Origin of the sequence: Amycolatopsis sp. NPDC021455, from assembly GCF_040640995.1 — a bacterium.
Taxonomy (GTDB): Bacteria; Actinomycetota; Actinomycetes; order Mycobacteriales; family Pseudonocardiaceae; genus Amycolatopsis.
Genome location: NZ_JBFACT010000106.1, coordinates 1 through 21,032, shown reverse-complemented (window position 1 = coordinate 21,032; position 21,032 = coordinate 1). Strand labels below are relative to the sequence as shown.

Annotated in this window: 19 protein-coding genes and 1 pseudogene; 7 read left to right on the top strand and 13 right to left on the bottom strand. The window is 73.0% G+C overall.

The features are described from left to right. Positions 1 to 146: 146 nt before the first annotated feature. From AB0G28_RS46770 to cbiE, 6 genes are all read right to left on the bottom strand, one after another. A complete protein-coding gene (locus tag AB0G28_RS46770) occupies positions 147 to 3,236 on the bottom strand; it encodes an arabinosyltransferase domain-containing protein (protein WP_361105234.1) in 3,090 nt (1,029 codons plus the stop codon). 18 nt (positions 3,237 to 3,254) lie between these two features. Beyond that, positions 3,255 to 3,914, bottom strand: a complete 660-nt coding sequence (gene bluB / locus AB0G28_RS46765; RefSeq protein WP_361105231.1) for a 5,6-dimethylbenzimidazole synthase — start codon at positions 3,912 to 3,914, stop codon at positions 3,255 to 3,257. Continuing rightward, positions 3,911 to 4,630, bottom strand: a complete 720-nt coding sequence (locus AB0G28_RS46760; protein ID WP_361105228.1) for a cobalt-precorrin-6A reductase — start codon at positions 4,628 to 4,630, stop codon at positions 3,911 to 3,913. The genes bluB and AB0G28_RS46760 overlap by 4 nt, the downstream gene beginning before the upstream one ends. Beyond that, positions 4,627 to 5,643: a Gfo/Idh/MocA family oxidoreductase gene (locus AB0G28_RS46755; RefSeq protein WP_361105225.1), complete on the bottom strand. Its 1,017-nt coding sequence runs from the start codon at positions 5,641 to 5,643 to the stop codon at positions 4,627 to 4,629. The genes AB0G28_RS46760 and AB0G28_RS46755 overlap by 4 nt, the downstream gene beginning before the upstream one ends. Next, the gene (gene cobM / locus AB0G28_RS46750; protein WP_361105222.1) at positions 5,640 to 6,401 is read right to left on the bottom strand and encodes a precorrin-4 C(11)-methyltransferase; all 762 of its coding nucleotides are present in this window, start codon (positions 6,399 to 6,401) and stop codon (positions 5,640 to 5,642) included. Before cobM ends, AB0G28_RS46755 begins: the two co-directional genes overlap by 4 nt. A 571-nt stretch (positions 6,402 to 6,972) precedes the next feature. Continuing rightward, positions 6,973 to 8,124: a precorrin-6y C5,15-methyltransferase (decarboxylating) subunit CbiE gene (gene cbiE, locus AB0G28_RS46745; RefSeq protein WP_361105220.1), complete on the bottom strand. Its 1,152-nt coding sequence runs from the start codon at positions 8,122 to 8,124 to the stop codon at positions 6,973 to 6,975. Between the two features lie 67 nt (positions 8,125 to 8,191). Here cbiE and AB0G28_RS46740 point away from each other — a divergent pair, with 67 nt between their 5' ends. The 5 genes from AB0G28_RS46740 to AB0G28_RS46720 all read left to right on the top strand — a co-directional run bounded on the left by AB0G28_RS46740 (position 8,192) and on the right by AB0G28_RS46720 (position 13,546). Further along, positions 8,192 to 10,138 carry a putative cobaltochelatase gene (locus tag AB0G28_RS46740; protein WP_361105217.1) on the top strand — a complete coding sequence of 649 codons (1,947 nt, stop codon included), beginning with the start codon at positions 8,192 to 8,194 and terminating at the stop codon, positions 10,136 to 10,138. Beyond that, complete coding sequence (gene cobO, locus AB0G28_RS46735; protein WP_361105214.1) at positions 10,138 to 10,752, top strand: cob(I)yrinic acid a,c-diamide adenosyltransferase; 615 nt, start codon at positions 10,138 to 10,140, stop codon at positions 10,750 to 10,752. The genes AB0G28_RS46740 and cobO overlap by 1 nt, the downstream gene beginning before the upstream one ends. Beyond that, positions 10,746 to 12,083: a cobyrinate a,c-diamide synthase gene (locus AB0G28_RS46730; RefSeq protein ID WP_361105212.1), complete on the top strand. Its 1,338-nt coding sequence runs from the start codon at positions 10,746 to 10,748 to the stop codon at positions 12,081 to 12,083. Before cobO ends, AB0G28_RS46730 begins: the two co-directional genes overlap by 7 nt. Then, positions 12,070 to 13,107, top strand: coding sequence for an Rv2231c family pyridoxal phosphate-dependent protein CobC (gene cobC / locus AB0G28_RS46725; RefSeq protein WP_361105209.1), 1,038 nt, complete (start codon positions 12,070 to 12,072; stop codon positions 13,105 to 13,107). The genes AB0G28_RS46730 and cobC overlap by 14 nt, the downstream gene beginning before the upstream one ends. Before the next feature lie 82 nt (positions 13,108 to 13,189). Next, positions 13,190 to 13,546 (top strand): VOC family protein, encoded by a 357-nt coding sequence (locus AB0G28_RS46720; protein ID WP_361105206.1) that lies wholly within the window; start codon positions 13,190 to 13,192, stop codon positions 13,544 to 13,546. Here the strand turns inward: AB0G28_RS46720 and AB0G28_RS46715 are convergent. From AB0G28_RS46715 to AB0G28_RS46705, 3 genes are read right to left on the bottom strand one after another with little or no spacing between them, the layout of a single operon-like run. Then, a complete protein-coding gene (locus AB0G28_RS46715) occupies positions 13,530 to 14,216 on the bottom strand; it encodes a YafY family protein (protein WP_361105203.1) in 687 nt (228 codons plus the stop codon). The two genes, AB0G28_RS46720 and AB0G28_RS46715, sit on opposite strands and share 17 nt — an antisense overlap. Positions 14,217 to 14,274: 58 nt before the next feature. Continuing rightward, positions 14,275 to 14,457 (bottom strand): hypothetical protein, encoded by a 183-nt coding sequence (locus tag AB0G28_RS46710; protein ID WP_361105200.1) that lies wholly within the window; start codon positions 14,455 to 14,457, stop codon positions 14,275 to 14,277. Beyond that, positions 14,454 to 15,635 carry a M20 family metallopeptidase gene (locus tag AB0G28_RS46705; RefSeq protein ID WP_361105197.1) on the bottom strand — a complete coding sequence of 394 codons (1,182 nt, stop codon included), beginning with the start codon at positions 15,633 to 15,635 and terminating at the stop codon, positions 14,454 to 14,456. Before AB0G28_RS46705 ends, AB0G28_RS46710 begins: the two co-directional genes overlap by 4 nt. Positions 15,636 to 15,737: 102 nt before the next feature. Between AB0G28_RS46705 and AB0G28_RS46700 the strand changes: the two genes are divergently transcribed. Continuing rightward, positions 15,738 to 16,754 (top strand): Lrp/AsnC family transcriptional regulator, encoded by a 1,017-nt coding sequence (locus AB0G28_RS46700; RefSeq protein ID WP_361105195.1) that lies wholly within the window; start codon positions 15,738 to 15,740, stop codon positions 16,752 to 16,754. A gap of 11 nt (positions 16,755 to 16,765) precedes the next feature. On the opposite strand, the gene AB0G28_RS46695 is transcribed toward AB0G28_RS46700, so the two are convergent. The 4 genes and pseudogenes from AB0G28_RS46695 to AB0G28_RS46680 all read right to left on the bottom strand — a co-directional run bounded on the left by AB0G28_RS46695 (position 16,766) and on the right by AB0G28_RS46680 (position 19,950). Further along, the gene (locus tag AB0G28_RS46695) at positions 16,766 to 17,482 is read right to left on the bottom strand and encodes an adenosylcobinamide-GDP ribazoletransferase (protein WP_361105237.1); all 717 of its coding nucleotides are present in this window, start codon (positions 17,480 to 17,482) and stop codon (positions 16,766 to 16,768) included. Positions 17,483 to 17,628: 146 nt separating this feature from the next. Beyond that, positions 17,629 to 17,793, bottom strand: a pseudogene (locus AB0G28_RS46690) (IS30 family transposase); the annotation flags it as partial. Between the two features lie 488 nt (positions 17,794 to 18,281). Next, complete coding sequence (cobT, locus tag AB0G28_RS46685; RefSeq protein WP_361105192.1) at positions 18,282 to 19,295, bottom strand: nicotinate-nucleotide--dimethylbenzimidazole phosphoribosyltransferase; 1,014 nt, start codon at positions 19,293 to 19,295, stop codon at positions 18,282 to 18,284. Positions 19,296 to 19,308: 13 nt separating this feature from the next. Next, the gene (locus AB0G28_RS46680) at positions 19,309 to 19,950 is read right to left on the bottom strand and encodes a bifunctional adenosylcobinamide kinase/adenosylcobinamide-phosphate guanylyltransferase (RefSeq protein WP_361105189.1); all 642 of its coding nucleotides are present in this window, start codon (positions 19,948 to 19,950) and stop codon (positions 19,309 to 19,311) included. A 36-nt stretch (positions 19,951 to 19,986) separates the two neighbouring features. Between AB0G28_RS46680 and AB0G28_RS46675 the strand changes: the two genes are divergently transcribed. Beyond that, positions 19,987 to 20,910, top strand: a complete 924-nt coding sequence (locus tag AB0G28_RS46675) for a cobalamin biosynthesis protein (protein WP_361105186.1) — start codon at positions 19,987 to 19,989, stop codon at positions 20,908 to 20,910. Positions 20,911 to 21,032 lie beyond the last annotated feature (122 nt).

Genomic DNA, 21,032 nt, shown 5'->3' with positions numbered 1-21,032 from the left:
CCCAACCGCCCGTTGGGGGGTTTGTGGGCGTCTCCCGCCCCCAACGCCACATTGGGTGCGTTGAATCGGCACTGCGGCGCGGAGCGCCTCCGTTGAGGGCGGCGGTGGGGGCATGGATGGAGCAACCAACGCCACATTGGGGCGCTTCAGCGCGTCGGGTCTTTGCCGTTCGGTTGACGTGGGCCCGGTCCGGGGGACCACCAGCCCGGCACCGTCTTCTCGCCGTGCACGATCGTGGGCGCGATGCCTTCGGTGAACGGCTCGATCTGCAGCAGCTGGCCCCACGACTGGCTCGGCTGGCCGATCAGGTAGCTCGGCACCTCCGGCTCCTCGGCCAGCTCCTCCAGCCACCCGATCGGGCCGCCGTTGGTCGAAGACGCCCACTGGGCCTCGTCCGCCAGCGCGCCCGCGGTGATGCGGTAGTCCGGGACCTGCGAGATCCCGTCGTGGGACGTCACCGGCTGGACGCACGGGTACACGAAGGACGCCGGCCAGTCGACGTACACCGGCTTCGAACCGATCCGGTCCGTCAGCGTCGTGAACGTCGGGACGCGCGGGGCCGACGCCGCGATCCAGCCGTCCTCCGTCAGGTCGTTGTCGACGATGTTGATCCGGACCGCGTTCGTCTCCGGCGGCAGGTCGCGCAGGTTGATGCGGGTGTCGTTCCAGCCGCCCGTGCCCGAGCCCGGCGGCAGCATGAACTGGCTGCGCAGGATCTTCACGCCGTCGGGGGTGTCGACGCCGTAGTCGAGGCTGACCGACGTCGGACGGCGCGGCGCGCCCGCCGTCGCCACCACGATCTGGCCGTCCGCCGGCTTTTCCGTCAGCGCGTACCAGTCGCTGCGCAGCCGGCCCGCCCGTGTCTCGGGGTCGAGGTAGCTCGACCACATCGGCACGGTCTCCGGGGTGAACCCGTGCGGCGGCTCGGCGAGAGGGTCCTTGTCGTCGACCGGGCGGGTGTGGAAGCCGGTCTGGACGCGGCCGTTGTCCAGGTCGGGGTTGGGCAGCGGCGAGCTCTCCTGCGGTTTCACCGGGACGGTCCGCTGCTCGGCCTGCGGGTGCAGGATGCTCGTCGCCGCGTCGCGCTCGACCATCACGTGGTCGGAGAGGTTGCAGCTCTTGCCGAACAGGTGCCCGATGTTCGCCGCGCCCAGGCTGTAGCTGCCGGACTGGTTGTGGATCGCCCACGCCATCGTGACGAACTCGCCCGCCGCCACCAGGCCGCAGACCACCACCAGCGACAGCGACCCGAGCCGCAGCGCGCGGCGCTTGCCCTCCTGGACCTGCGGCGGCAGCCCCGGCCGGTGCGCGCGGACGTTCTCGACGAACGCGTACACCCCCGCGATCCCGGCCGCCACGAGCAGGATCGTCGACAGCGGGATGCCGCCGATCGACGGCGCCACGTTCGTCCACTGGACGCCGAGGCGCGAGACGAACCAGTAGGTGTTCGGCCCGGTCGCGGCCAGCGCGGCGACGACCAGCAGCCCGGCGAGGAACGCGGCGCGGTTGCGGCTGGACCGCAGCACGGTCGAGCCGGTCGCGAGCGCGGTCAGGGCCGCCATCGACGCGCCGACCGCGGCGAACGCGCCGAAGTGGTGCGTCCACTTCGTCGGCGTCAGGGCCAGCAGCAGGAAGAACAGCGCCGTCGTGCCGATCAGGCGGCGCGCGGGGCCGAGCGCCGCACCGGGGATGCGGCCGCGGCGCAGCAGCATCACCAGGCACGTGCCGGTGCACAGCAGCACCAGCAGCACCGGGAAGCGGCGCGGCGCCGAGCCGTCCGGCAGGCTTTCGAACAGCAGCTGGTAGCGCGCGAGCTCCTGGAACCACGACAGGTTCGGGCCGACCTGCGTGCGGATCCGGGTCGCCTCCTGGACCGTCGCGAACGTCTGGTCGGCGAACACGACGACCAGCACCAGCAGGCCCGCGGCGGCGACCGGCGCGAGCACCGGCAGCCAGCCGCTCTCGGTCGCGCGCTGGCGCACCAGCTTGAACAGCGGGCGCGCGGCGACCAGGAACGGCGCCACCGCGATCAGCCCGGTCGGCGTCGCGGCCAGGGTGAAGCCGGCCGCGATCAGGCCGAGGCACAGCGGCAGCAGCCGCCGCGTCACCAGCGCGCGCTCCACCGCGCAGATCGCCAGCAGCGAGCCGAGCGCGGCCACCGGTTCCGGGCGGACGCCGTTGTTGTAGGGCATCCACCAGATCAGGAACACCGTCGCGGCGGCCCAGCTGGCCGGGCGGCTCGTGCGGATCTGCGTGCCGAGCCGCGGCATCACCTCGCGGCTGATCAGCAGCCAGCTGAGCACGCCGAGCAGGAACGACGGCAGCCGGATCCACGGCGGCACGGTGCTGACGTGCGTCATCAGCTCGTAGACGTGGTAGAACCAGCCGAACGGCGCCTCGGCGACGCCGAACCAGCGGTGGTAGTTCGTCAGGTAGCCGGTTGCCTCGGTGACCCGGGCCATCGTGAGGATGTAGCCGTCGTCCGAGGTCACCGGCCCGATGAAGACCCAGGCGCCGAGCGCGGCGATCACCGTGGTGTCCCGCAGCGTCAGCCGCCACCAGCCGACCGGCGCCCAGCGCGGGGCGCGGCGCGCGAAGCCGGAGTCGCGCCGCCAGGTCGCGATCAGGCAGCCGATCAGGCACAGCACGGCGAGCACGCCGACGCCGATCTTCAGCGCGGTCGGCGACGTCTGGTAGCGCGTGTCCGGCACGACCGAGACGTGCAGCCCGGCGATCGGGTCCTTGCTCGAGTTGATCGAGGAGTAGATGCCGACGACGCGGGGGCGGACGTCGCCGCCGGTGTGGAAGATCGGCGTCCCGGCGACGGCGAGGGTCATCTGCGTCGCGTCGACGTCCAGCTCGACGTCGCACTTCTCGGCGGGCAGCGGCTGCTGGGCGATCTGCTGGCCCTGGCTGGAGGCGAGCAGCACGCCGTTGTCGACGCGCAGCTGCATGCCGACGCCGTTGCCGGCCTTCGGGTCGGTGCGGCCGTCGGGCACGGTGGCGAACAGCAGGCCCGGGCCGTTCGTGCGCGCGTCGACCGAGCGGATGGCCGCGCACGGCAGTTCGGCGCGCAGGTCCTGGGCCCAGTAACCGGTCAAGGGCGCGTTGACGGAGCGGGTGTCGCTGCCGGTCGGCCAGACGACCTCCGCCGTGTCCTGCACCACCGGCAGGAAGGGGAAAGCCAGCGCGCACAAGGCCGAGAGCAACCCCAGCGCTACGGCAATCAGACGCATCGGCGCAACGCTAACGGGTCAGAGGTCGGCGGCTGACGCAGCCCCCGGGTCACGCGGGGTGAACCGTCCGTGGTGTATCGCCGCGGTCAGGGGACGGCGGCTGCGCCAACCGTGGCGCTCCAGGTCCGGCACGGTCTCCAGCTTGCTGACCGGCCCGGCGCACAGCCACGCGACCGGCCGGATGCCGTCGGGGATGCCGAGCAGCTCGCTCAGGAACGGCTCGCGGTAGAAGCTCACCCAGCCGACGCCGAGGCCTTCCGCGGTCGCCGCCAGCCAGAGGTTCTGGATCGCCAGGCAGACCGAGTACAGGCCGGCGTCGGCGATCGCGTGCCGGCCGAGCACGTCGGGCGCGCCGCGCGCCGGGTCGTAGGTGACGACGATGCCGAGGCTCGCCTCGAGGATGCCCTCGATCTTGATGTTCGCGAAGGTGCTCGCGCGGTCTTCGCCGAGCTGGCCCGCGAAGACCTCCCGCTCCTCGTGGACGTGCTTCGCGAACTTCTCGCGCGTCTCGACGTCGTCGACCAGCACGAAGTCCCACGGCTGCGTGAGCCCGACGCTCGGCGCGGCGTGCGCGGCCTCGAGGATCCTCGTCAGGGTGGCTTCGGGGATGGGCTCGCCGGTGAACTCGCCGCGGACGTCCCGCCGCTTGCGCAGGACTTCGTAGAACTCTTCGATCATCGGCGCAGGACCCATTCGACGGCTTCGGGGACGGTTTCGGCGGTCTCGGTGCCGGGGCGCTCCGGCCGCCTGATCACCAGGACGGGGACGTTCAGTTCGCGTGCCGCCGTGAGCTTCGCGCTGGTCTGTGAGCCGCCGGAGTCTTTGGTGACCAGGACGTCGACCCGGCTGAGCAGCTCGCGTTCGGCGGCCACTTCGTACGGCCCGCGGGCGAGGATCAGCTCGTGGTGACGCGGCAACGGAGGCGCGGGCGGGTCGACACAGCGGATGAGGAACCACAGGTCGTCGAGGTGCGCGAAAGCCGGCAAGCCCTGGCGGCCGCTGGTGAGGAACACGCGTTTGCCGAGGCCGGGGAGTTTTCGTGCGGCCTCGGCGAGGTCGTCGGCCCAGTGCCAGAGGTCTCCCGGTCCCGGCTGCCAGCCCGGCCGGGCGAGCCGGAGGAGTGGCGTTTTCGTCAGTTCGGCCGCCTCGGCCGCGTTGGTCCCGATGCGCTCGGCGAAGGGGTGTGTCGCGTCCACGACGGCTTCGATGCGGTTCTCGCGCAGGTAGTGCGCCAGACCTTCGGGGCCGCCGAAGCCGCCTACGCGTACTTCGCCGACCGGGAGTCTCGGCCGGGCGACGCGCCCTGCCAGCGAAGAGACAACGCGGACTTCGCGCTTTGTCAGCGCTTCGGCGAGCTGACGCGCTTCACCGGTCCCGCCGAGGATCAGGATCACGAGCGACGCCCGTAGCCGACGGCTTCGCGCCAGCGGTCCAGCGTGCGCATGTTGGCGAGGGTCTCCGCCCAGGTCAGCTCGGGTGCCTGGCGGTCGCCGACGTGCGCGGCGACGTGGTCGGCTTCGCGCGCGAAGACGCCCTGCGTGGCTTCGACCTCGATGACCTCCGGCTCGCCGCCGGCGGGAGTCAGGATGATCCGCGAAATGCCGGGCTTGCGCAGCGGGTGGATCCAGGCGGGTCGCGGGATGTGGATTTGCCCGCGCGAGCCGAAGACGCGGATGCCGTCCTCGCGGGCCAGCCGGATTCCGCAGGAGATCGTCGCGAGGATGTCGCCGGGCAGCCGCAGCAGGCCGGTCGCCCACTCGTCGACGCCGTCCGCGGACAGGTGCGCCATCCCGCTGACCTCGGCCGGTTCGACGACGTCCTGCCCGGTCGCGGCCTGGGCGACCAGCCGGGCGAGCGAAGTGCAGTAGCACCCGACGTCGAGGATCCCGCCGCCGCCGAGCGCCGGGTCGCTCAGCCGGGCGGTCTCCTCCGGGTTGCTGTCGAAGGAGAAGGTCGTGTCGACCGCCCGGACCTCGCCGATCGCGCCGGACGCGATCAGCTCCACCAGCCGCCGCGTCTGCGGGTGCAGCCGGTACATGAACGCCTCCATGAGGAAGACGTCGTGCTTGCGCGCGGCGGTGATCACCTCTTCGGCGTCGGCCGCGCTGATCGTCAGCGGCTTCTCGCAGAGCACGTGCTTGCCCGCTTCGGCGGCGGCGACGGCCCATTCCTTGTGCATGGCGTGCGGGGTCGAGACGTACACGGCGTCGACGTCGGGGTCGGCGAGGAGGTCCTCGTAGCTTCCGTACGCCTTGGGGATGTCGAAGCGCGTGGCGAACTCCCGGGCGCGGCCGGCATCCCGCGCGCCGACCGCGGTCAGCCTGCCGTGCTTGCTTTCCTCGACGCCCGCGGCGAAGTGGGCGGCGATGGTCCCGGCGGCCAGCAGGCCCCAGCGAAGTTCGGTCACAACGACTCCGGTTGGTTCGCCCGGTCGCGGGCACTGGAATAGAGGAAGCTGTCGGGGAAGTTCGTGGCGGCGAGCACCCGCCCGACGAAGATGGTGGCCGCGCGGGTCATCCCGGCTTCTTCGACGAGCGCGGGCAGTTCGCCGAGCACCCCGCGCACGACGGTCTCACCAGGCTGGGTCGCCAGTGCGACGACGGCGACCGGGCAGTCTCCGCCGTAGTGGGGTACGAGGTCTTCGGTCACCCGCTCGACGTGGTTGATCGCCAGGTGCAGCGCGAGCGTGGCCCCGGTGGCGGCGAAGGCGGCGAGGGTCTCCCGCGGGGGCATCTTGGTGGAGCGAGCCTGCACGCGGGTGACGACGAGGCTCTGCCCGACTTCGGGCACGGTGAGCTCCCGTTTCAGCACGGCGGCCGAAGCGGCGAAGGCGGGTACGCCGGGTACGACCTCGTACGGCACATCGGCGGCATCGAGCCGCCGCATCTGCTCGGCGACGGCGCTGTAGAGCGACGGGTCCCCGGAGCAGAGCCGCGCGACATCGTGCCCGGCCCGGTGCGCTGCGACCAGCTTGGCGACGATCTGTTCGAGGCTCAGCCCGGCGGTGTCGACCACCTCGGCCCCGGGTGGGCAGTAGGCGAGGAGGTCGGGCGGGGTCATGCTGCCGGGGTAGAGGCAGACACCGCAGCGGGCGAGGAGATCCCGGCCGCGCACGGTGATGAGGTCCGCGGCTCCGGGCCCGGCGCCGACGAAGTACACGGTCATCGGGGGCGCTCCGGGGTGAGTGGGCGGTCGCCGAGGGCTGCTCGCGCGGGCCGCGCGCCGGTGGCCGGCTGCGCTCCGGGGACGCGTGACCGCCCGCCGCCGGCCGGGTGCGGGTACGCCGGGCCGGTGCGGTGCCCGGTGGTCGGCCGCGCTCCGGGGTGAGGGCTCGGCCGTGGGTGGCTGCCGTCGTACGTCCGCGCGCCGGTGGCCGGCCGTGCGTTCGTAGCGCCGGTGCGGTGCCCGGTGGTCGGGTGCGCTCCGGGGTGAGGGCCCGGCTGCGGGTGGCTGCCGTCGTACGTCCGTGCGCCGGTGGCCGGCCGTGCGTTCGTAGCGCCGGTGCGGTGCCCGGTCATCGGCCGCGCTCCGGGGTGAGGGCCCGGCCGTGGGTGGCCGCCGTCGAACATCCGCACGTCGGTGGCCGGCCGCCCCTCGGGGCGAGTGCCTGGCCGCGGGCAGCCGGGCCTCGCGGACCGCGCGCCGGTGACCGGCTGCGTGGCTCGCGGCGCCGATGCCGCGCCCGTCCGTCGGCCGCACTTCGCGGTCGGTGATCCGCCGTGGACGCGCATGCCGGTCATCGGCTGCTCCACTGGGTCACGACCCGCGCCGGGTCCCAGCCGGTGAAGCCGCCGAGGGGGGCCGCCCGCTCCACGCCGATTCTCGACAGTTCGCCTCCGTGCTGCTCGTACGCGCGCGCCAGGACCTGCTCGGCCTCCAGCGTCACGCCGTGGGCCACCACCCGCGCGCCCGTCGCCAGGCACGCGTCCAGTACGCCCGGCGCCGTCACCCCGCCGCCGATGAAGACGGCGTCCGGCGCGGGCAGCGCGCTCAGCGCCTCCGGTGCTTCCCCGGTCACCACCTCCAGTTCCGGTACTCCCAGGTCCAATGCGTTCCGGCCGATCCGTTCGGCCCGTTCCTCCGAGCGCTCGATCGCGATCGCGCGGTTCAGCCCGTGCAGCCGCGACCACTCGATGCCGACGCTGCCCGCGCCCGCGCCGACGTCCCACAACAGCTCGCCGGGACTCGGCGCGAGGCGGGCCAGCGCCGACACTCGCAGGTCGCGTTTGGTCAGCTGCCCGTCGTGGGCGTACACGTCGTCCGGGATGCCGATCAGCGGCAACGCCGGACCCGCGCACTCCAGCGCGAACACCGTCAGCGGTCCGGGATCGCCGGCCCAGCCGTCGGTGACGCGCTCGTCGGGCCCGCCCAGGTTCTCCAGCGCGATCAGCTCGCTCTCGCCATAACCCCGCACGGTGAGCAGGGAGCGCAGAGCGGTCGCGTCGGCACCCAGGACGAGCACTCGCCGGCGTGGCGCCAGCACCCGGGCGACGCGGGCCGACGACCGGCCGACGATGGTGACCACCTCGGTCTCCTCGGCGGACCAGCCCAGCCGTGCCCGGGCCAGCGTCACCGACGAGATCGCGGGCAGCGCCTCGACCTCATATCCATGGTTCACGAGAGTAGTGCCGACCCCCGACAAAAACGGATCGCCGCTGGCCAGGACGCAGATCCGGGCTCCTTCGTGCTCGGCGATCACCGCGTCGAGCCCCGGCAGCAACGGCGTCGGCCACGCCTGCGCCGTGACCCCGTCGGGCAGGTAGCCGAGCTGCCGGGGCGCGCCCAGCACGACGTCGGCGGCGAGCACCGCGGCTCTCGCCTGTTCCGACAGCCCGGACCAGCCGTCGGCGCCGATCCCGACGACCAGCAGAGGTGATTTTTCGCGCACGATTTCCCACCCTAAGCGAGGCGGGCGCTGTGCGATGATCGGCCGGTCGCCGAGTTCAGGAGTGCTGTTGAAGCCGTACCCGTTCACCGCCGTCGTCGGGCTGCCGGACCTGCGCCTCGCCTTGGTCCTCTCCTCGATTTCGCCCGCCGTCGGCGGGGTGCTGGTGCGCGGTGAGAAGGGCACGGCGAAGTCGACCATGGTCCGCGCGCTCGCGGGCCTGCTGCCCGGCGTCGACGTCGTGGACGGCTGCCGGTTCTCCTGCGATCCCGCGGCCCCCGACCCGCTCTGCCCGGACGGTCCGCACGAAGGCGCGAAGAGCCACCGCCGTCCCGCGAAGCTGGTGGAACTCCCGGTCGGCGCCGCCGAAGACCGGGTCATCGGGAGCCTGCACCTGGAACGCGCGCTGGCCGAAGGCGTGACGGACTTCCAGCCGGGCCTGCTGGCCGCCGCGCACCGCGGGCTGCTCTACGTCGACGAGGTCAACCTGCTGCACGACCACCTCGTCGACACCCTGCTCGACGCCGCCGCGATGGGCCGCGCGACCGTGGAACGCGAGGGCGTCTCGGTGTCGCACGCCGCCCGGTTCGTCCTGATCGGCACCATGAACCCGGAGGAAGGCGAGCTGCGGCCGCAGCTGCTGGACCGCTTCGGGCTGACCGTCGAGGTCGCCTCCAGCCGTGACCCGGAGCAGCGCGTCGAGGTCGTCCGGCGCCGCCTGGCCTACGAAGCCGACCCCGACGCCTTCGCCGCGCAGTACGCGGAGGAAGACGCCCGGCTCGCCGCGGACATCGAAGCGGCGCAACGGCTTCTGCCCGCCGTCAAGCTCCCCGACGACGCGCTGCGCCAGATCGCCGAGGTCTGCGCGTCCTTCGAGGTCGACGGCATGCGCGCGGACATCGTCACCGCGCGCACCGCGGTCGCGCACGCCGCCTGGGCCGGTCGCGACGAGGTCACGACCGACGACGTCCGCGTCGCCGCGCGGCTCGCGTTGCCGCACCGGCGCCGCCGCAATCCCTTCGACGCGCCCGGGATCTCGGAAGAGCAGCTGGAGCAGGCGCTTCAGGACGCCCAGCCGGATCCTGGACCCGAGGACGACGGTCCCGGCTCGGGTTCGGCGCCGCCGGAAACGCCGGAACCGCAGGGCAGCGACAACGCGCCGCAGGGAGAAGCGAAGCAGAACGCAGGCGGGCAGCAGAAAACCGTCGGCGCGGGGGAGACGTTCAAGGCGCGTGTGTTCCGCGTCAAGGGCATGGGCGAGGGTGAGCGCGGACGCCGTTCGCGCGCGATCACCGACAGCGGCCGCACCATCGGTGTCCAGCCCGCGAGTGTCAGGGAAGGGCGGCCGCACCTGGTCGCGACGGTGAAAGCCGCGGCACCGCACCAGAAAGCCCGTGGCCGTGATGGCGCCGGTTTGAAGCTGCGGCCCGAAGACGTCCGCTACGCGCTGCGGGAAGGCCGCGAAGGCAACCTCGTCCTGTTCTGCGTGGACGCGTCCGGCTCGATGGGCGCGAAGGCGCGGATGCGCGAGGTCAAGTCCGCGGTCCTGTCGCTGCTGCTCGACGCCTACCAGCGCCGCGACAAGGTCGGGCTCGTCACCTTCCGCGGCAGCGCGGCCGAACTCGCGCTGCCGCCGACGATCAGCGTCGACGCGGCCGCGTCCCGCCTCGAAGGCCTCCCGACCGGCGGCCGGACACCCCTGGCCGAAGGGCTCCTGGAAGCCGCGCGTGTGCTGCGCGTCGAGGAAGTCCGTGACCCGCGGCGCCGCCCGCTGCTGGTCGTCGTCACCGACGGGCGCGCCACCAGCGGCCCGGACGCCGTCGCGCGTGCCCAGGCCGCGGCCGGGCTGCTCACCGGTGTCACGACCGTCGTGATGGACTGCGAGAGCGGCAAGATGCGGCTCGGCCTGGCCGCCGACCTCGCCGCCCACCTCGGCGCGGACCACGTTCTCCTCACCGACGTCGCCGCCGAATCGCTCGCGGACGCCGTCCGCGCCCGGACCGGAAGGGCCGCCTGATGCCACAGGGAAAGCCCGACGTCGTCCCGGACGACGGCCTGACCACGCGCCAGCGCCGCAACCGGCCGCTGCTCGCCGTGCACACCGGCGAGATGAAGGGCAAGTCGACGGCCGCGTTCGGGATGGCGCTGCGCGCCTGGAACCAGGGCTGGTCGATCGGCGTGTTCCAGTTCGTCAAGTCGGCGAAGTGGCGCGTCGGCGAGGAAGCCGCGTTCCGCGCGCTGGGTAAGCTGCACGAGGACACCGGCCAGGGCGGGCCGGTCGAGTGGCACAAGATGGGCGAAGGCTGGAGCTGGGCCCGCAAGTCCGGCAGCGAAGAGGACCACGCCTCGAACGCGCGTGAAGGCTGGGCGGAGATCAAGCGCCGGCTCGCCGCCGAGACGCACGACTTCTACGTCCTCGACGAGTTCTCCTACTTGTTGAAGTGGGGCTGGCTCGACGTGGACGACGTCGTGTCCACATTGGTCTCGCGGCCCGGGCACCAGCACGTCGTCATCACCGGCCGGTACGCGCCGCCGGAACTCGTCGAGGCCGCCGATCTGGTCGCCGAGATGACCAAGGTCAAGCACCCGATGGACGCCGGCCAGAAGGGCCAGCGGGGGATCGAGTGGTAGCGCGGGTGGTCGTCGCCGCGCCCGGCTCCGGGCACGGCAAGACCACGATCGCCGCCGGGCTGATGGCGGCGCTGCGGGCGGCCGGGCACCGCGTGTCCGGGCACAAGGTCGGGCCCGACTTCATCGATCCGGGCTACCACGCGCTCGCCACCGGACGTCCCGCGCGCAACCTCGACCCGTTCCTGCAAGGCGAAGACCGGCTGGTTCCCTTGCTGCGGCACGGCTCCCACGGTGCCGGCATCGCGGTCATCGAGGGCGTGATGGGCTTGTTCGACGGGGCTTTGGGCACCGAGGGCTACGCGTCGACCGCGCACGTGGCCCGGCTCCTGGACGCGCCGGTGGTGCTGGTCGTCGACGCTTCGGCGGCTTCGCGCAGTGTCGCCGCCACGGTCCTGGGTTTCGCTCATTACGACAACCGGGTGCGGCTCGCGGGCGTCATCCTCAACAAGCTCGGCTCGCAGCGGCACCTCGACGAGATCGCGTCCGCGCTGGAAGCCACCGGCGTCCCGTTGCTGGGTGCGTTGTACCGCAACGAAGAGATCCACGCGCCGAGCCGCCACCTCGGGCTCGTCCCGGCGGCGGAACGGGCCGCGGAGGCGCGGAACGTGCTGCCCGCGCTGGCCGCGTGGGTGCGGGACGGCGTCGATCTCGAGGCGATCGTCCGGATCGCTTCCGGGGCGCCGCCGCTTTCCGCGCCGGCCTGGGAAGCGTCCGGTGTGGATGGTCCACCAGTGACAATCGCCGCCGCTGGTGGTCCGGCGTTCACCTTCCGGTACACCGAGAACATCGAACTGCTGGCCGCCTGCGGTGTCGAGGTCGTCGACGTGGATCCATTGCGGGACACGGCGTTGCCCGACGGTTGTGCCGGGCTGTACTTCGGCGGCGGGTTCCCCGAGGTGCACGCGGCCGAGCTGTCGGCGAACACGGCGTTGCGTTCCGCGGTGGCCTCGGCCATCCGGGAGGGGATGCCGGTGAGCGCGGAATGCGCGGGCCTGCTGTACCTGTGCCAGTCGCTGGACGGCGTGCCCATGGTCGGCGCGGTGCCCGCGGACGCGAAGATGACCGCCCGCGGCAAGCTCGGCTACCGGCGCGCGGTCGCCGTCGAGGACAACCTCCTGGCGACGGCCGGCCGGCGCGTCACCGGACACGAGTTCCACCGCACCGAAGTGACGCCGTCGCACGGCGCCTCGGCGGCCTGGGGCTGGGACCGGCAGCTGGACGGCTTCGCGTCGCCGACGTTGCACGCGTCCTACCTGCACGTCCACTGGGCCGGGTATCCCGAGCTGGCCCACCGGTTCGCGGCGCGGGTCCGGGCCCATGCCGGTGTCTGATTCCGCCTCCGCGGGCTACGACCTGCACCACCACGGCGATCGTGAGGTCGGTCCCGGACTGGTCGACCTCGCCGTGAACGTCCGGCTGCCGCGGCCGCCCGCGTGGCTGCGGGACGAACTGGCGTCCGCTTTGGACTCGCTGGCCGCCTATCCGTCTACTGTGGATGCGGTGCGCGCGGTGGCCGCGCGCCACGGTCGTGCCCTTGAGGAAGTCCTGGTCACCGCGGGCGCGGCGGAGGCGTTCACGCTGCTGGCCTCGGCTTTCCGGCCGCGCCGCGCGGTGGTCGTGCACCCGCAGTTCACCGAGCCGGAGGCGGCGTTGCGGGCGGCGGGGCACGAGGTCTCGCGCGTGATCCTGTCCGAATCGGACGGTTTCGTCCTCGGCCCGGCGCTCGTCCCGGCCGACGCGGACCTGGTGTTCGTCGGCAACCCGACGAACCCGACGTCCGTGCTGCACCCGGCCTCGGTCCTGCTTTCCCTGGCCCGGCCGGGACGGCTGCTCGTGGTCGACGAGGCGTTCCTGGACGCGATCCCGGGCGAGGTCGAGAGCCTGGCGGCGGGTGCCCCCGGCGTCGTCGTGCTGCGCAGCCTGACGAAGACGTGGGGGCTGGCGGGGCTGCGGGCGGGATATGTGCTCGCTTCGGCGGACGTCGTCGAGCGGTTGCAGGCGGTCCAGGTGCCGTGGTCGGTGTCCACTTTGGCCGGGGTCGCGACGGTGGCGTGCTGCCGTCCGGCCGCTTTGGAGGAAGCGGAAAAGCTGGCGATCGCGGCGGAGTCGGACCGCGAGTACCTGGTGTCCGGCCTGACGGCGGCGGGGGTGCCGGTGCTGGGCGAGCCGCGTGGCCCGTTCGTGCTGGTCCGCGTGCCCGACGGTGCTTCGCTGCGCGCGCGGCTGCGTGAAGCGGGCTACGCCGTCCGTCGCGGGGACACGTTCCCGGGGCTCGGACCGGACCACCTGCGGCTGGCCGTCCGCGACCGTGCGACGACGGACGCGTTCCTGGCGGCGTTGCGGAAAATTTCGTAAACACCGACAGGGGGTTGTCGCCGCCGGGGTCGAGAGTGGGTGCAGACCGGGAAGCGCCCGGCTCGGCAGCGGAAGGAACGACATGCCCGGATTCAACGACGTCGCCTGGTTCGAGATCGGCACCGCGGACCCGGCGGCCGCCGAACGGTTCTACGGCGACGTCTTCGGCTGGAAGATCGCCCAGGACTCCTCGGCGAGCACCGACCCGGCGTACCGGGTGATCGACACCGGCGGCTCGCGCGGCGGGCTCGCCACGGGCACGGAGGACTACGCGATCTTCACCGTGCTCGTCGAGGACGTCGAAGCGGCCTGCGAACAAGCGGAGGCGGCGGGCGGCCGGGTGCGACGGCCGCCGACGGTCAACCCCGTCGGCGTGACGTTCGCGCACCTGCTCGACCCGGCGGGCAACCGTTTCTCGGTGTTCACCCCGCCAAAGTGAGCTGCCGGACGTCGCCGTACGGGATGTCGAGGTCTTCGGGCCGCAGCCGGCGAAGCGGCGGCACCTCGGCGGTCACGGTGAAGGAGACGATCCGGTCGGTGCGAAACGCCCGGATCTCCCGGCGCAGCCGGCACCAGGCCACGAGGTACCAGTGCTCGGGTTTGCCGACGTAGCCCAGCGGCTCGATCTCCCGCCGGGTGACTTTGCCTTCGCGGTCGGCGTACCGGATGCGCAGTACGCGGCGGATACCGAGCACGTGCGGCATCGGCGGGATGGGACCGTCGCCGAGCAGGTGGACACACGCGGCGAGGTCCTGCGCCGCGTCCGCGTCCTCCCGCCGCATCGCGGCGACCAGCTTGCGCAGCGCCGAGCGCCCCTCCGTCCGGAAGGGGGTGCCCTCCAGGTGTTTGAGCGCGAGCGCCATGGCGACGGCCTCGCCGGGGGTCAGGTTGACCGGCGGCATGGTGTGCGCCTTGTCGAGGCAGTAGCCACCGGTGCGGCCGGTCTCGGCGTAGATCGGCGTGCCGGACTCCTGCAGGGCGCCGATGTCCCGTTCGATGGTGCGCACGCTGACCTCGAACCGGTCCGCGAGCCACCGCGCACTGCGCGGCCGCGGCGCGACGGCGCGCAGTTCTTCGACGAGGGCGTAAAGACGGTCGGTTCGGTTCACGTGGATCACTGTAGGGAGGGGGTACGACAGTTCCGGTCACCCGGCGGCCTGCCACGCCCTAGGCATCCCCGTCGCCGGCGTCTCCCCAGTAGTCGTCGTCGCCACGGCCGCCCGCGGCCAGGCCCCAGATGAGGAAGGCAAGCACTGCGAGACCGAGGATCGCTGTGCCGAGGTCGCCTTGGACGACGCCGGTGATCACCAAGGCGGCGCCGCCGGCGAACAGCAGCCCGAGGACGATCACGACAGCGTGCTCCGTCCCCTGCGCAACGCCAGTTCGGCGAGAACGGCGGCGCCGTCCGGCAGGACCGAGTCGTCGAACTCCGCCCGCGGTGAATGGTTGTCCGTGGTGCCGTCGCCCGCGCCGAGCAGGACGAAGGCTCCGGGGATCCGTTGCAGGACCCGGGAAAAGTCCTCACCGCCCGGCAGGGGGTCGGCCAGGTGGCGGAACCGATCGCCGCCGAGCACCTCGCCGATGGTGTCGGCGGCGAACGCCGTCTCCAGGGGGTCGTTGACCGTCGACGGATATCCGTCGACGTAGGTCACCTCGGCCCGCAGGCCGTGGGCCCGTGCTATGGACTCGGCCAAGGTGATGGCGGCGTCCTTGATCCGGGCTTTGGCGGGTGCGGAGAACGTGCGCAGGGTCGCTTCGAACTTCGCCGTGTCGGGGATGACGTTGCGCCGCGTTCCGGCGTGCAGCGAGCCCACGGTGAGGACCACCGGGTCGAAGATGTCGGACTGGCGGGTGACCAGGGTCTGCAGTGCCGTGACGATCTCGCAGACCACCGGGATCGGGTCGTGCGCGCGATGCGGCCGGGCGCCGTGCCCGCCGGAGCCGACGACGGTGACTTCGAGACCGTCGGAGGCCGCCATGGTCGTGCCGGGGCGAGCCGTGAACACCCCGTGCGGCACCGCGGCACTGAACACGTGCAGCGCGTACGCCGCGTCCGGTGGCTTTCCCGCGGCCTCCAGCACGCCCTCGGTGATCATCGCGGCCGAGCCGTCCCAGCCCTCTTCGCCGGGCTGGAACATGAAGACCACGTCCCCGGGCAACGCGTCCCGCCTCGCCGCGAGCAGGTGGGCGGCGCCGGCCAGCATGGCGGTGTGCAGGTCGTGCCCGCACGCGTGCATGGCCCCGTCGACCCGGGACGCGTAGCCGAGTCCCGTGCGCTCTTGCACGGGCAGGGCGTCCATGTCCGCGCGCAGCAGCACGACCGGGCCGGGCCGGTTCGCCCGCAGCACCGCGGTCACGGAGCTCAGCGCTTCGCCGAGCGACACCTCCAGCGGCAGCCCGTCGAGGGCGGTGAGCACCTTTTCCTGGGTACGCGGCAGGTGCAGGCCGATCTCGGGTTCGGCGTGCAGCCGGCGGCGCAACCGGACCAGGTCGTCGCGGATGGCGGTGGCGTCTTCGTGCACGGACATCGGGTGGCCTCCTCGGGCGTCGCGGTGCTCCTTGCCGAGAATCCCGGCCGATGTCACGCTGAAGGCCCGAATCCCCGATTTCGCTCACCTGGACGGCCTTGCATGCAGGATGTGCTCACGCCCGACGAGCTGGACCTCAAGCTCGTGCACGCGCTGCAAGCCGCGCCCCGCGCGACGTGGCACGAGATCGGCCGTGTGCTCGGCATCGACCCCGGCACCGCCGTGCGGCGCTGGGAAGGACTCGTCGAGGCCGGATCCGCCCGGGTCACCGCCTATCCCGACGTCCGGCTGTGGGCGCGTGAGCACTGCAACGCGTTCGTCGAACTGGATCTCCAGCCGGCTGCCCGCGCGCACGCGGTGGAGGTGCTGTCCCGGGTCCCGCAGATCGCCTCGATCTCGATCGTCAGCAGCGGCCGGGATCTGTTCCTGACCGTGCTGACCCCCGATCTGGCCGCGCTGTCCCGGCTCGTTCTCCACAAGCTCCAGCGGCTGCCCGGAGTGCGCGGGACGCGGACCCACGCGATCACCACCGTCTACGGCGAGGGCAACCACTGGCGGCTGGACGCCCTGTCGCCGCAGCGGCGTGAACACGTCCTGGCCAGAACCGGGAACCGGCCCGTCTGGAAGGACCACCACCGGGCGGTGCTCCGCGCCCTCGAGGACGGCCGGAGCACCGCGGCCGACATCGCGGCCCGCACGGCGAGAAGCGGGTCCACCGTCCGCCGCTGGCTCACCGAGATGATCGACGGCGGCCTGCTGTCCCTGCGCTGCGAGGTCGCCCAGCCGATCACCGGCTGGCCCGTCGCCGCGACGTTCTGGGCCCGGGTGCCTCCCGACGAACTGCACCGGACCGCCACCGCGCTGACCGAACTGCCGGAAGTCCGCCTGTGCGCGGCCACGACCGGAGCGGACAACCTCGTCATGACCCTGTGGCTGCGATCCCTCGGCGACGTCCAGCACCTGGAAGCGGAACTCGCCGGAAAGCTCCCCGCACTCACCCTCACCGACCGCGCCGTCACCCTCCACGCCGTCAAGCGCATGGGCTGTCTGCTCGACGACGCCGGCCGGATCGCCGGCGTGGTCCCCATCGATCCATGGGCGCCGACGGCGCCGCGGTAAGGCCCCTGGGGCTAAGCCGCCAGCGCGAGCAGCGCGGCCGCGACGGCGGCCTCGACACCGGCGCCGAGAACGTCGCCGGTGATCCCGCCGAGCCGCTTGGTGCATCGCCACAGGAGCGCTCCGGCGACGCCGTAGGCGAGGAGGACCGCGAGCGGCCCGCGCCACCACGGCAGTCCGGGCAGCAGCACGGCGAGCCCGGCGGCCGCCACCCCGACGGCGACGGCGGCGGCGCGGGGCACCGATCCCGCGACGGTGGCACCCAGCCCCTCCGGCCGCGCCGACGGAACGCCCCGCGCACACGCCATCGAGAGCGTGCACCGGCCGACGAGCACACCCGCGGCCGCCGTGACCGGGTTGGCGGCGGTCAGGGCACCGACCTGGAGGAGGAGAACCAGGACGAGCGTCGCGACCCCGGTGGGCCCGGAATCGCCGCGGCGCATGACGTCGAGGGCCTTGGCGCGGTCGTAGGAGGCACCGAGGCCGTCGGCGGTGTCGGCGAGCCCGTCGAGGTGCAGGCCCCGGCTGCCGAGCGCGACGGCACCGAGGGCGAGCGCCGCGGTACCGAGCACGGGCAGCCCGGCGGCGGACCCGGCCCAGACGATCCCCCCGGCGGCAGCGGCCAGGGGAATCGCCGCGAGCGGAGCGAGCAGCATGGCCCGCCCGGCCACCAGCCGGTCGATGACGCGCGGCGCCGGAACGGGCACGGTGGTCAGCGTCCCGACGGCCATCCGCGCGGCATCGCCCCAGCGGCTCACGCCGGGTTGTCCACAGCCAGGCCGCTGAAGGCGGAGTTGTCCACAGATCGCCGAACGGCGCTTTCGCCGGCCAGGGTGCCGATAAACTGGACTGGGGACGCCCCCCTGGGAGGGCGGCCGGTGCCTTTGGGGAAGTACTGGCGCAGCAGCCCGTTGGTGTTCTCGTTGCTCCCGCGTTGCCAGGGGGCGTGCGGGTCGCAGAAGGAGACCGGCATGTCCGTGGCCGCGGTGAACTGGCCGGGCAGGTGCAGCAGCACGTACCGGGTGTTGCGTTCCACCAGGGTGCCGAACCGGCGTGAGCGGCACGCTGAAGACCAACCGGCGCCCCACCCAGACCTCCCCCGCCGCCCCGATACGAAGCCTGCACGCGGACGGTAGTGCCGGGTCAAGGCACGTTTTCCCGCCTTGACGCGGTGCTGCCGTCCGTTGTCACAGTCCGGCTTCGGGGTGGTGGGCCCCTGAACCGCGTGTCGGCCAAGGCGACCTGACGGCTGCCGGACCCGCTCCCACGACTGACCACCGCGGCAGCGATCGACTTTGCCGGAACCCTGCCGGGGAGTGGCGGGGGTGTGGCCAGAGGCGCCGGGATCGACAGCTCCGCCGCCGGCCGGGTGCGGCCGTGGGGTCCAGGGCCGCGAATGAGTCATGGGGAACCTCCCACGTCCCGAACGAGTCATTCGCGGCGCCAGCAGGCAGCCCACCGCCGCGCCTCGACTGCCGAGCTCCGCAGCCAGCGACCTTGCGGGAACCCGTCTGCGGGTCGCCGCGTTCGTCATGCCAGGTCGGCCAGCAAGCCCATTTCGGCCAGGATCGCCCGCGCGGCGCGCAGCGTCGGCACCGCCTGCACCGCTCCGCTCCCTTCGCCGAGCCGCAGGCCGAAGTCCAAGATCGGCTCCAGGCCCAGCGCCTTCAACGCGAACGCCTGCGAAGGTTCCGTCGAGCGGTGGCCGGCCAGCCACCACTGCTCCGCTCCCGGCGCGATGTCGCGCGCCACCAGCGCCGCCGCGCCGGAAAACACTCCGTCCAGCAACACCGGGATGCCCAGGACCGCCGCCTGGACCAGGAAGCCCGCCGTCGCCGCCAGGCATGCGCTGCCCAACGCCGTCAGACGCTCGAACGGGTCGTCGACGCGCCCCGAGGTCCGGGACAACGCCGCGGCCACCGCTTCCGTCTTGCGGGACAGGCCCGCCGCGTCGATCCCGGTGCCCGTGCCGACCACCTCCGCCGCCGGCAGGCCCAGCGACGCCGCCACCAGCGCCGCGCACACCGCCGTGTTGCCGATCCCCATGTCGCCCGGGATCAGCACGTCCGCGTCGCGCTCCTCGAGGGCGATCGCCCGGCCCGCTTCGAACGCCGCCTGCGCCTCGCCCGGCAGCAACGCGTCCTCGACGTCGATCGAGCCCGAACCGCGGCGGATCTTGTGCTCCGTCACCGACGGCGGCACGTCCTCGCCGTCCCAGTCGACGGCGATGTCCGCGACTCGCACCTTCGCGCCGACCTGGGCGGCCAGTACGTTCACGCCGCTCTTGCCCGCCAGGAACACCCGGACCATCGCCGCGGTCACCTCGCGCGGGTACGCCGAGAGCGCCGACACGCCGTGGTCGCCCGCGAAGACCACCACGCGGACGTCGTCCAGGGGGCGTGGCGGCACGCTGCCGTGCGCCGCGGCCAGCCAGGCGGCGATCTCCTCGAGCCTGCCCAGCGCGCCGAGCGGCTTGACCAGGCCGTCGAGGCGGTCCAGCGCGGCGGTGCGGGCGGCGGGGTCGGGCACGGGTACGTCGAACACGGGCGCCTCCTGGCTACAGGTCGAGCGCCCGGCCCGCGACGACCAGCACGACCCGGTCGGCGTCGGCGGACACCCGGTTGTTGAGTGCGCCCAGCACATCACGGAACAGCCGTCCGGACGACGTTGCGGGCACCACACCGCTGCCGACCTCGTTGCTGACCGCGACCACCGGCACCCGCGCCGCGGCCCAGGCGGCCAGGAAGTCCTCGAGCCGGTCGTCCAGGCGGTGCTCCCAGCCCGGCTTCTGCCGCCACGCGCCGACGTCGTCCAGCACGCGGGACAGCCAGGTGCCGAGGCAGTCGATCAGCAGCGGCTCGGTCGCCGTGCGCAGGACGCCGGCCAGGTCGGTGGTCTCCACGGTTTTCCAGTGCGCCGGCCGCCGCGCCTGGTGTGCGGCCACCCGTGCGGCCCACTCGGGGTCGTCCTCGCTCGCGGGCAGGCCGGGCGCGACGTAGACGAGTCGGGGGTGGTGGTCGACGAGCCGCTCGGCGTGCCGTGACTTCCCGGAGCGGACGCCGCCGAGGACCAGCACCTTGCCTTCGTCGCGGCCGGACCGGCGGAGAACGCGAGCCAGGGCTTCGAGATACCCGGCTAGCCGGTGCGTCAGCGCCGCCGACGTACGTTTCCCCGCGGAGGCGGCATTGGGCACAGTCATACCCGGCATTCTGGTGCACGCGCTACCGTGCGCCACGTGCCACTCCGTCTAGGGACAACCGCAGCCGGACTCGTTACCGGATATGTCGCCGACGCACTGTTCGGTGACCCCCGACAGGGGCATCCGGTCGCCCTCTTCGGCACCGCCGCGGCCCGCCTCGAACACCGGCTGTGGGCTGATTCGAAGCCACGCGGAGTCGCGTATGCGGGGTTGTGCACCCTCGGTGTCGCAGGCCTCGGCGTCGCGCTTCAGACGGCGACGCGGCGACGCCCCTTCGCACGCTTCTTGGTCACGGCTGCTTCGACATGGGTCGTGCTCGGTGGACGCGGTCTCGCCGCCGAAGGCGCCGAAATGGCCCGGCTGCTCGAAGCGGGCGAAGTGCCTGAAGCGCGTCAGAGGCTTTCGCACCTCTGCGCGCGCGACGCGACGACGCTCGACTCCGCCGAGCTCACCCGCGCGGCCACCGAGTCGATCGCCGAGAACACCTCGGACGCCGTGGTCGCGCCGCTGTTCTGGGGCGCTGTCGCCGGGGTGCCGGGTCTTCTGGGCTACCGAGCGCTCAACACGCTCGACGCGATGGTCGGTTACCGTTCGGCGCGCTACCGGCGCTTCGGCTGGGCCGCGGCGCGCGCCGACGACCTCGCCAACCTGGTGCCGTCGCGGATCGGTGCCGTGCTCACGGCGGCGTGTGCGGGCGGCCGGGCCCGGGAGTCCTGGCGGATCTGGCGCCGCGACGGCGGACGGCACCCGAGCCCGAACGCGGGCCAGGTGGAAGCGGCGTTCGCGGGCGCGCTCGGCATCCGGCTCGGCGGGACCAACAGCTACGGCGGCGAACTCGAGAGCCGCTCCCGGCTGGGCGAAGGCCGCGACCCGGAGCCAGCGGACCTGCGCCACGCGGTGCGCTTGTCCCGACTGGTCGGCGCGGCGGCGGTGCTGATCGCGGCCGGGATGGCCCGATGAGCGGCCTGATCGCTGCCGGGGTGATCCGATGAGACATCCTCTGTCAACCTCAGGCTGCAGTTCGAGGGCTGAGGGCTCGTTGACGGTTGCGAATGTGAACGGTCTCGTCGTAGCGGTTGCCC

Excerpts from the sequence above, each read along its gene's own strand:
- AB0G28_RS46770 (WP_361105234.1), bottom strand. The coding sequence starts at position 3,236 with ATGCGTCTGATTGCCGTAGCGCTGGGGTTGCTCTCGGCCTTGTGCGCG.
- bluB (WP_361105231.1), bottom strand. The coding sequence starts at position 3,914 with ATGATCGAAGAGTTCTACGAAGTCCTGCGCAAGCGGCGGGACGTCCGC.
- cobM (WP_361105222.1), bottom strand. The coding sequence starts at position 6,401 with ATGACCGTGTACTTCGTCGGCGCCGGGCCCGGAGCCGCGGACCTCATC.
- cobO (WP_361105214.1), top strand. The coding sequence starts at position 10,138 with ATGCCACAGGGAAAGCCCGACGTCGTCCCGGACGACGGCCTGACCACG.
- cobC (WP_361105209.1), top strand. The coding sequence starts at position 12,070 with ATGCCGGTGTCTGATTCCGCCTCCGCGGGCTACGACCTGCACCACCAC.
- AB0G28_RS46720 (WP_361105206.1), top strand. The coding sequence starts at position 13,190 with ATGCCCGGATTCAACGACGTCGCCTGGTTCGAGATCGGCACCGCGGAC.
- AB0G28_RS46705 (WP_361105197.1), bottom strand. The coding sequence starts at position 15,635 with ATGTCCGTGCACGAAGACGCCACCGCCATCCGCGACGACCTGGTCCGG.
- AB0G28_RS46700 (WP_361105195.1), top strand. The coding sequence starts at position 15,738 with ATGCAGGATGTGCTCACGCCCGACGAGCTGGACCTCAAGCTCGTGCAC.
- AB0G28_RS46695 (WP_361105237.1), bottom strand. The coding sequence starts at position 17,482 with ATGGCCGTCGGGACGCTGACCACCGTGCCCGTTCCGGCGCCGCGCGTC.
- AB0G28_RS46680 (WP_361105189.1), bottom strand. The coding sequence starts at position 19,950 with ATGACTGTGCCCAATGCCGCCTCCGCGGGGAAACGTACGTCGGCGGCG.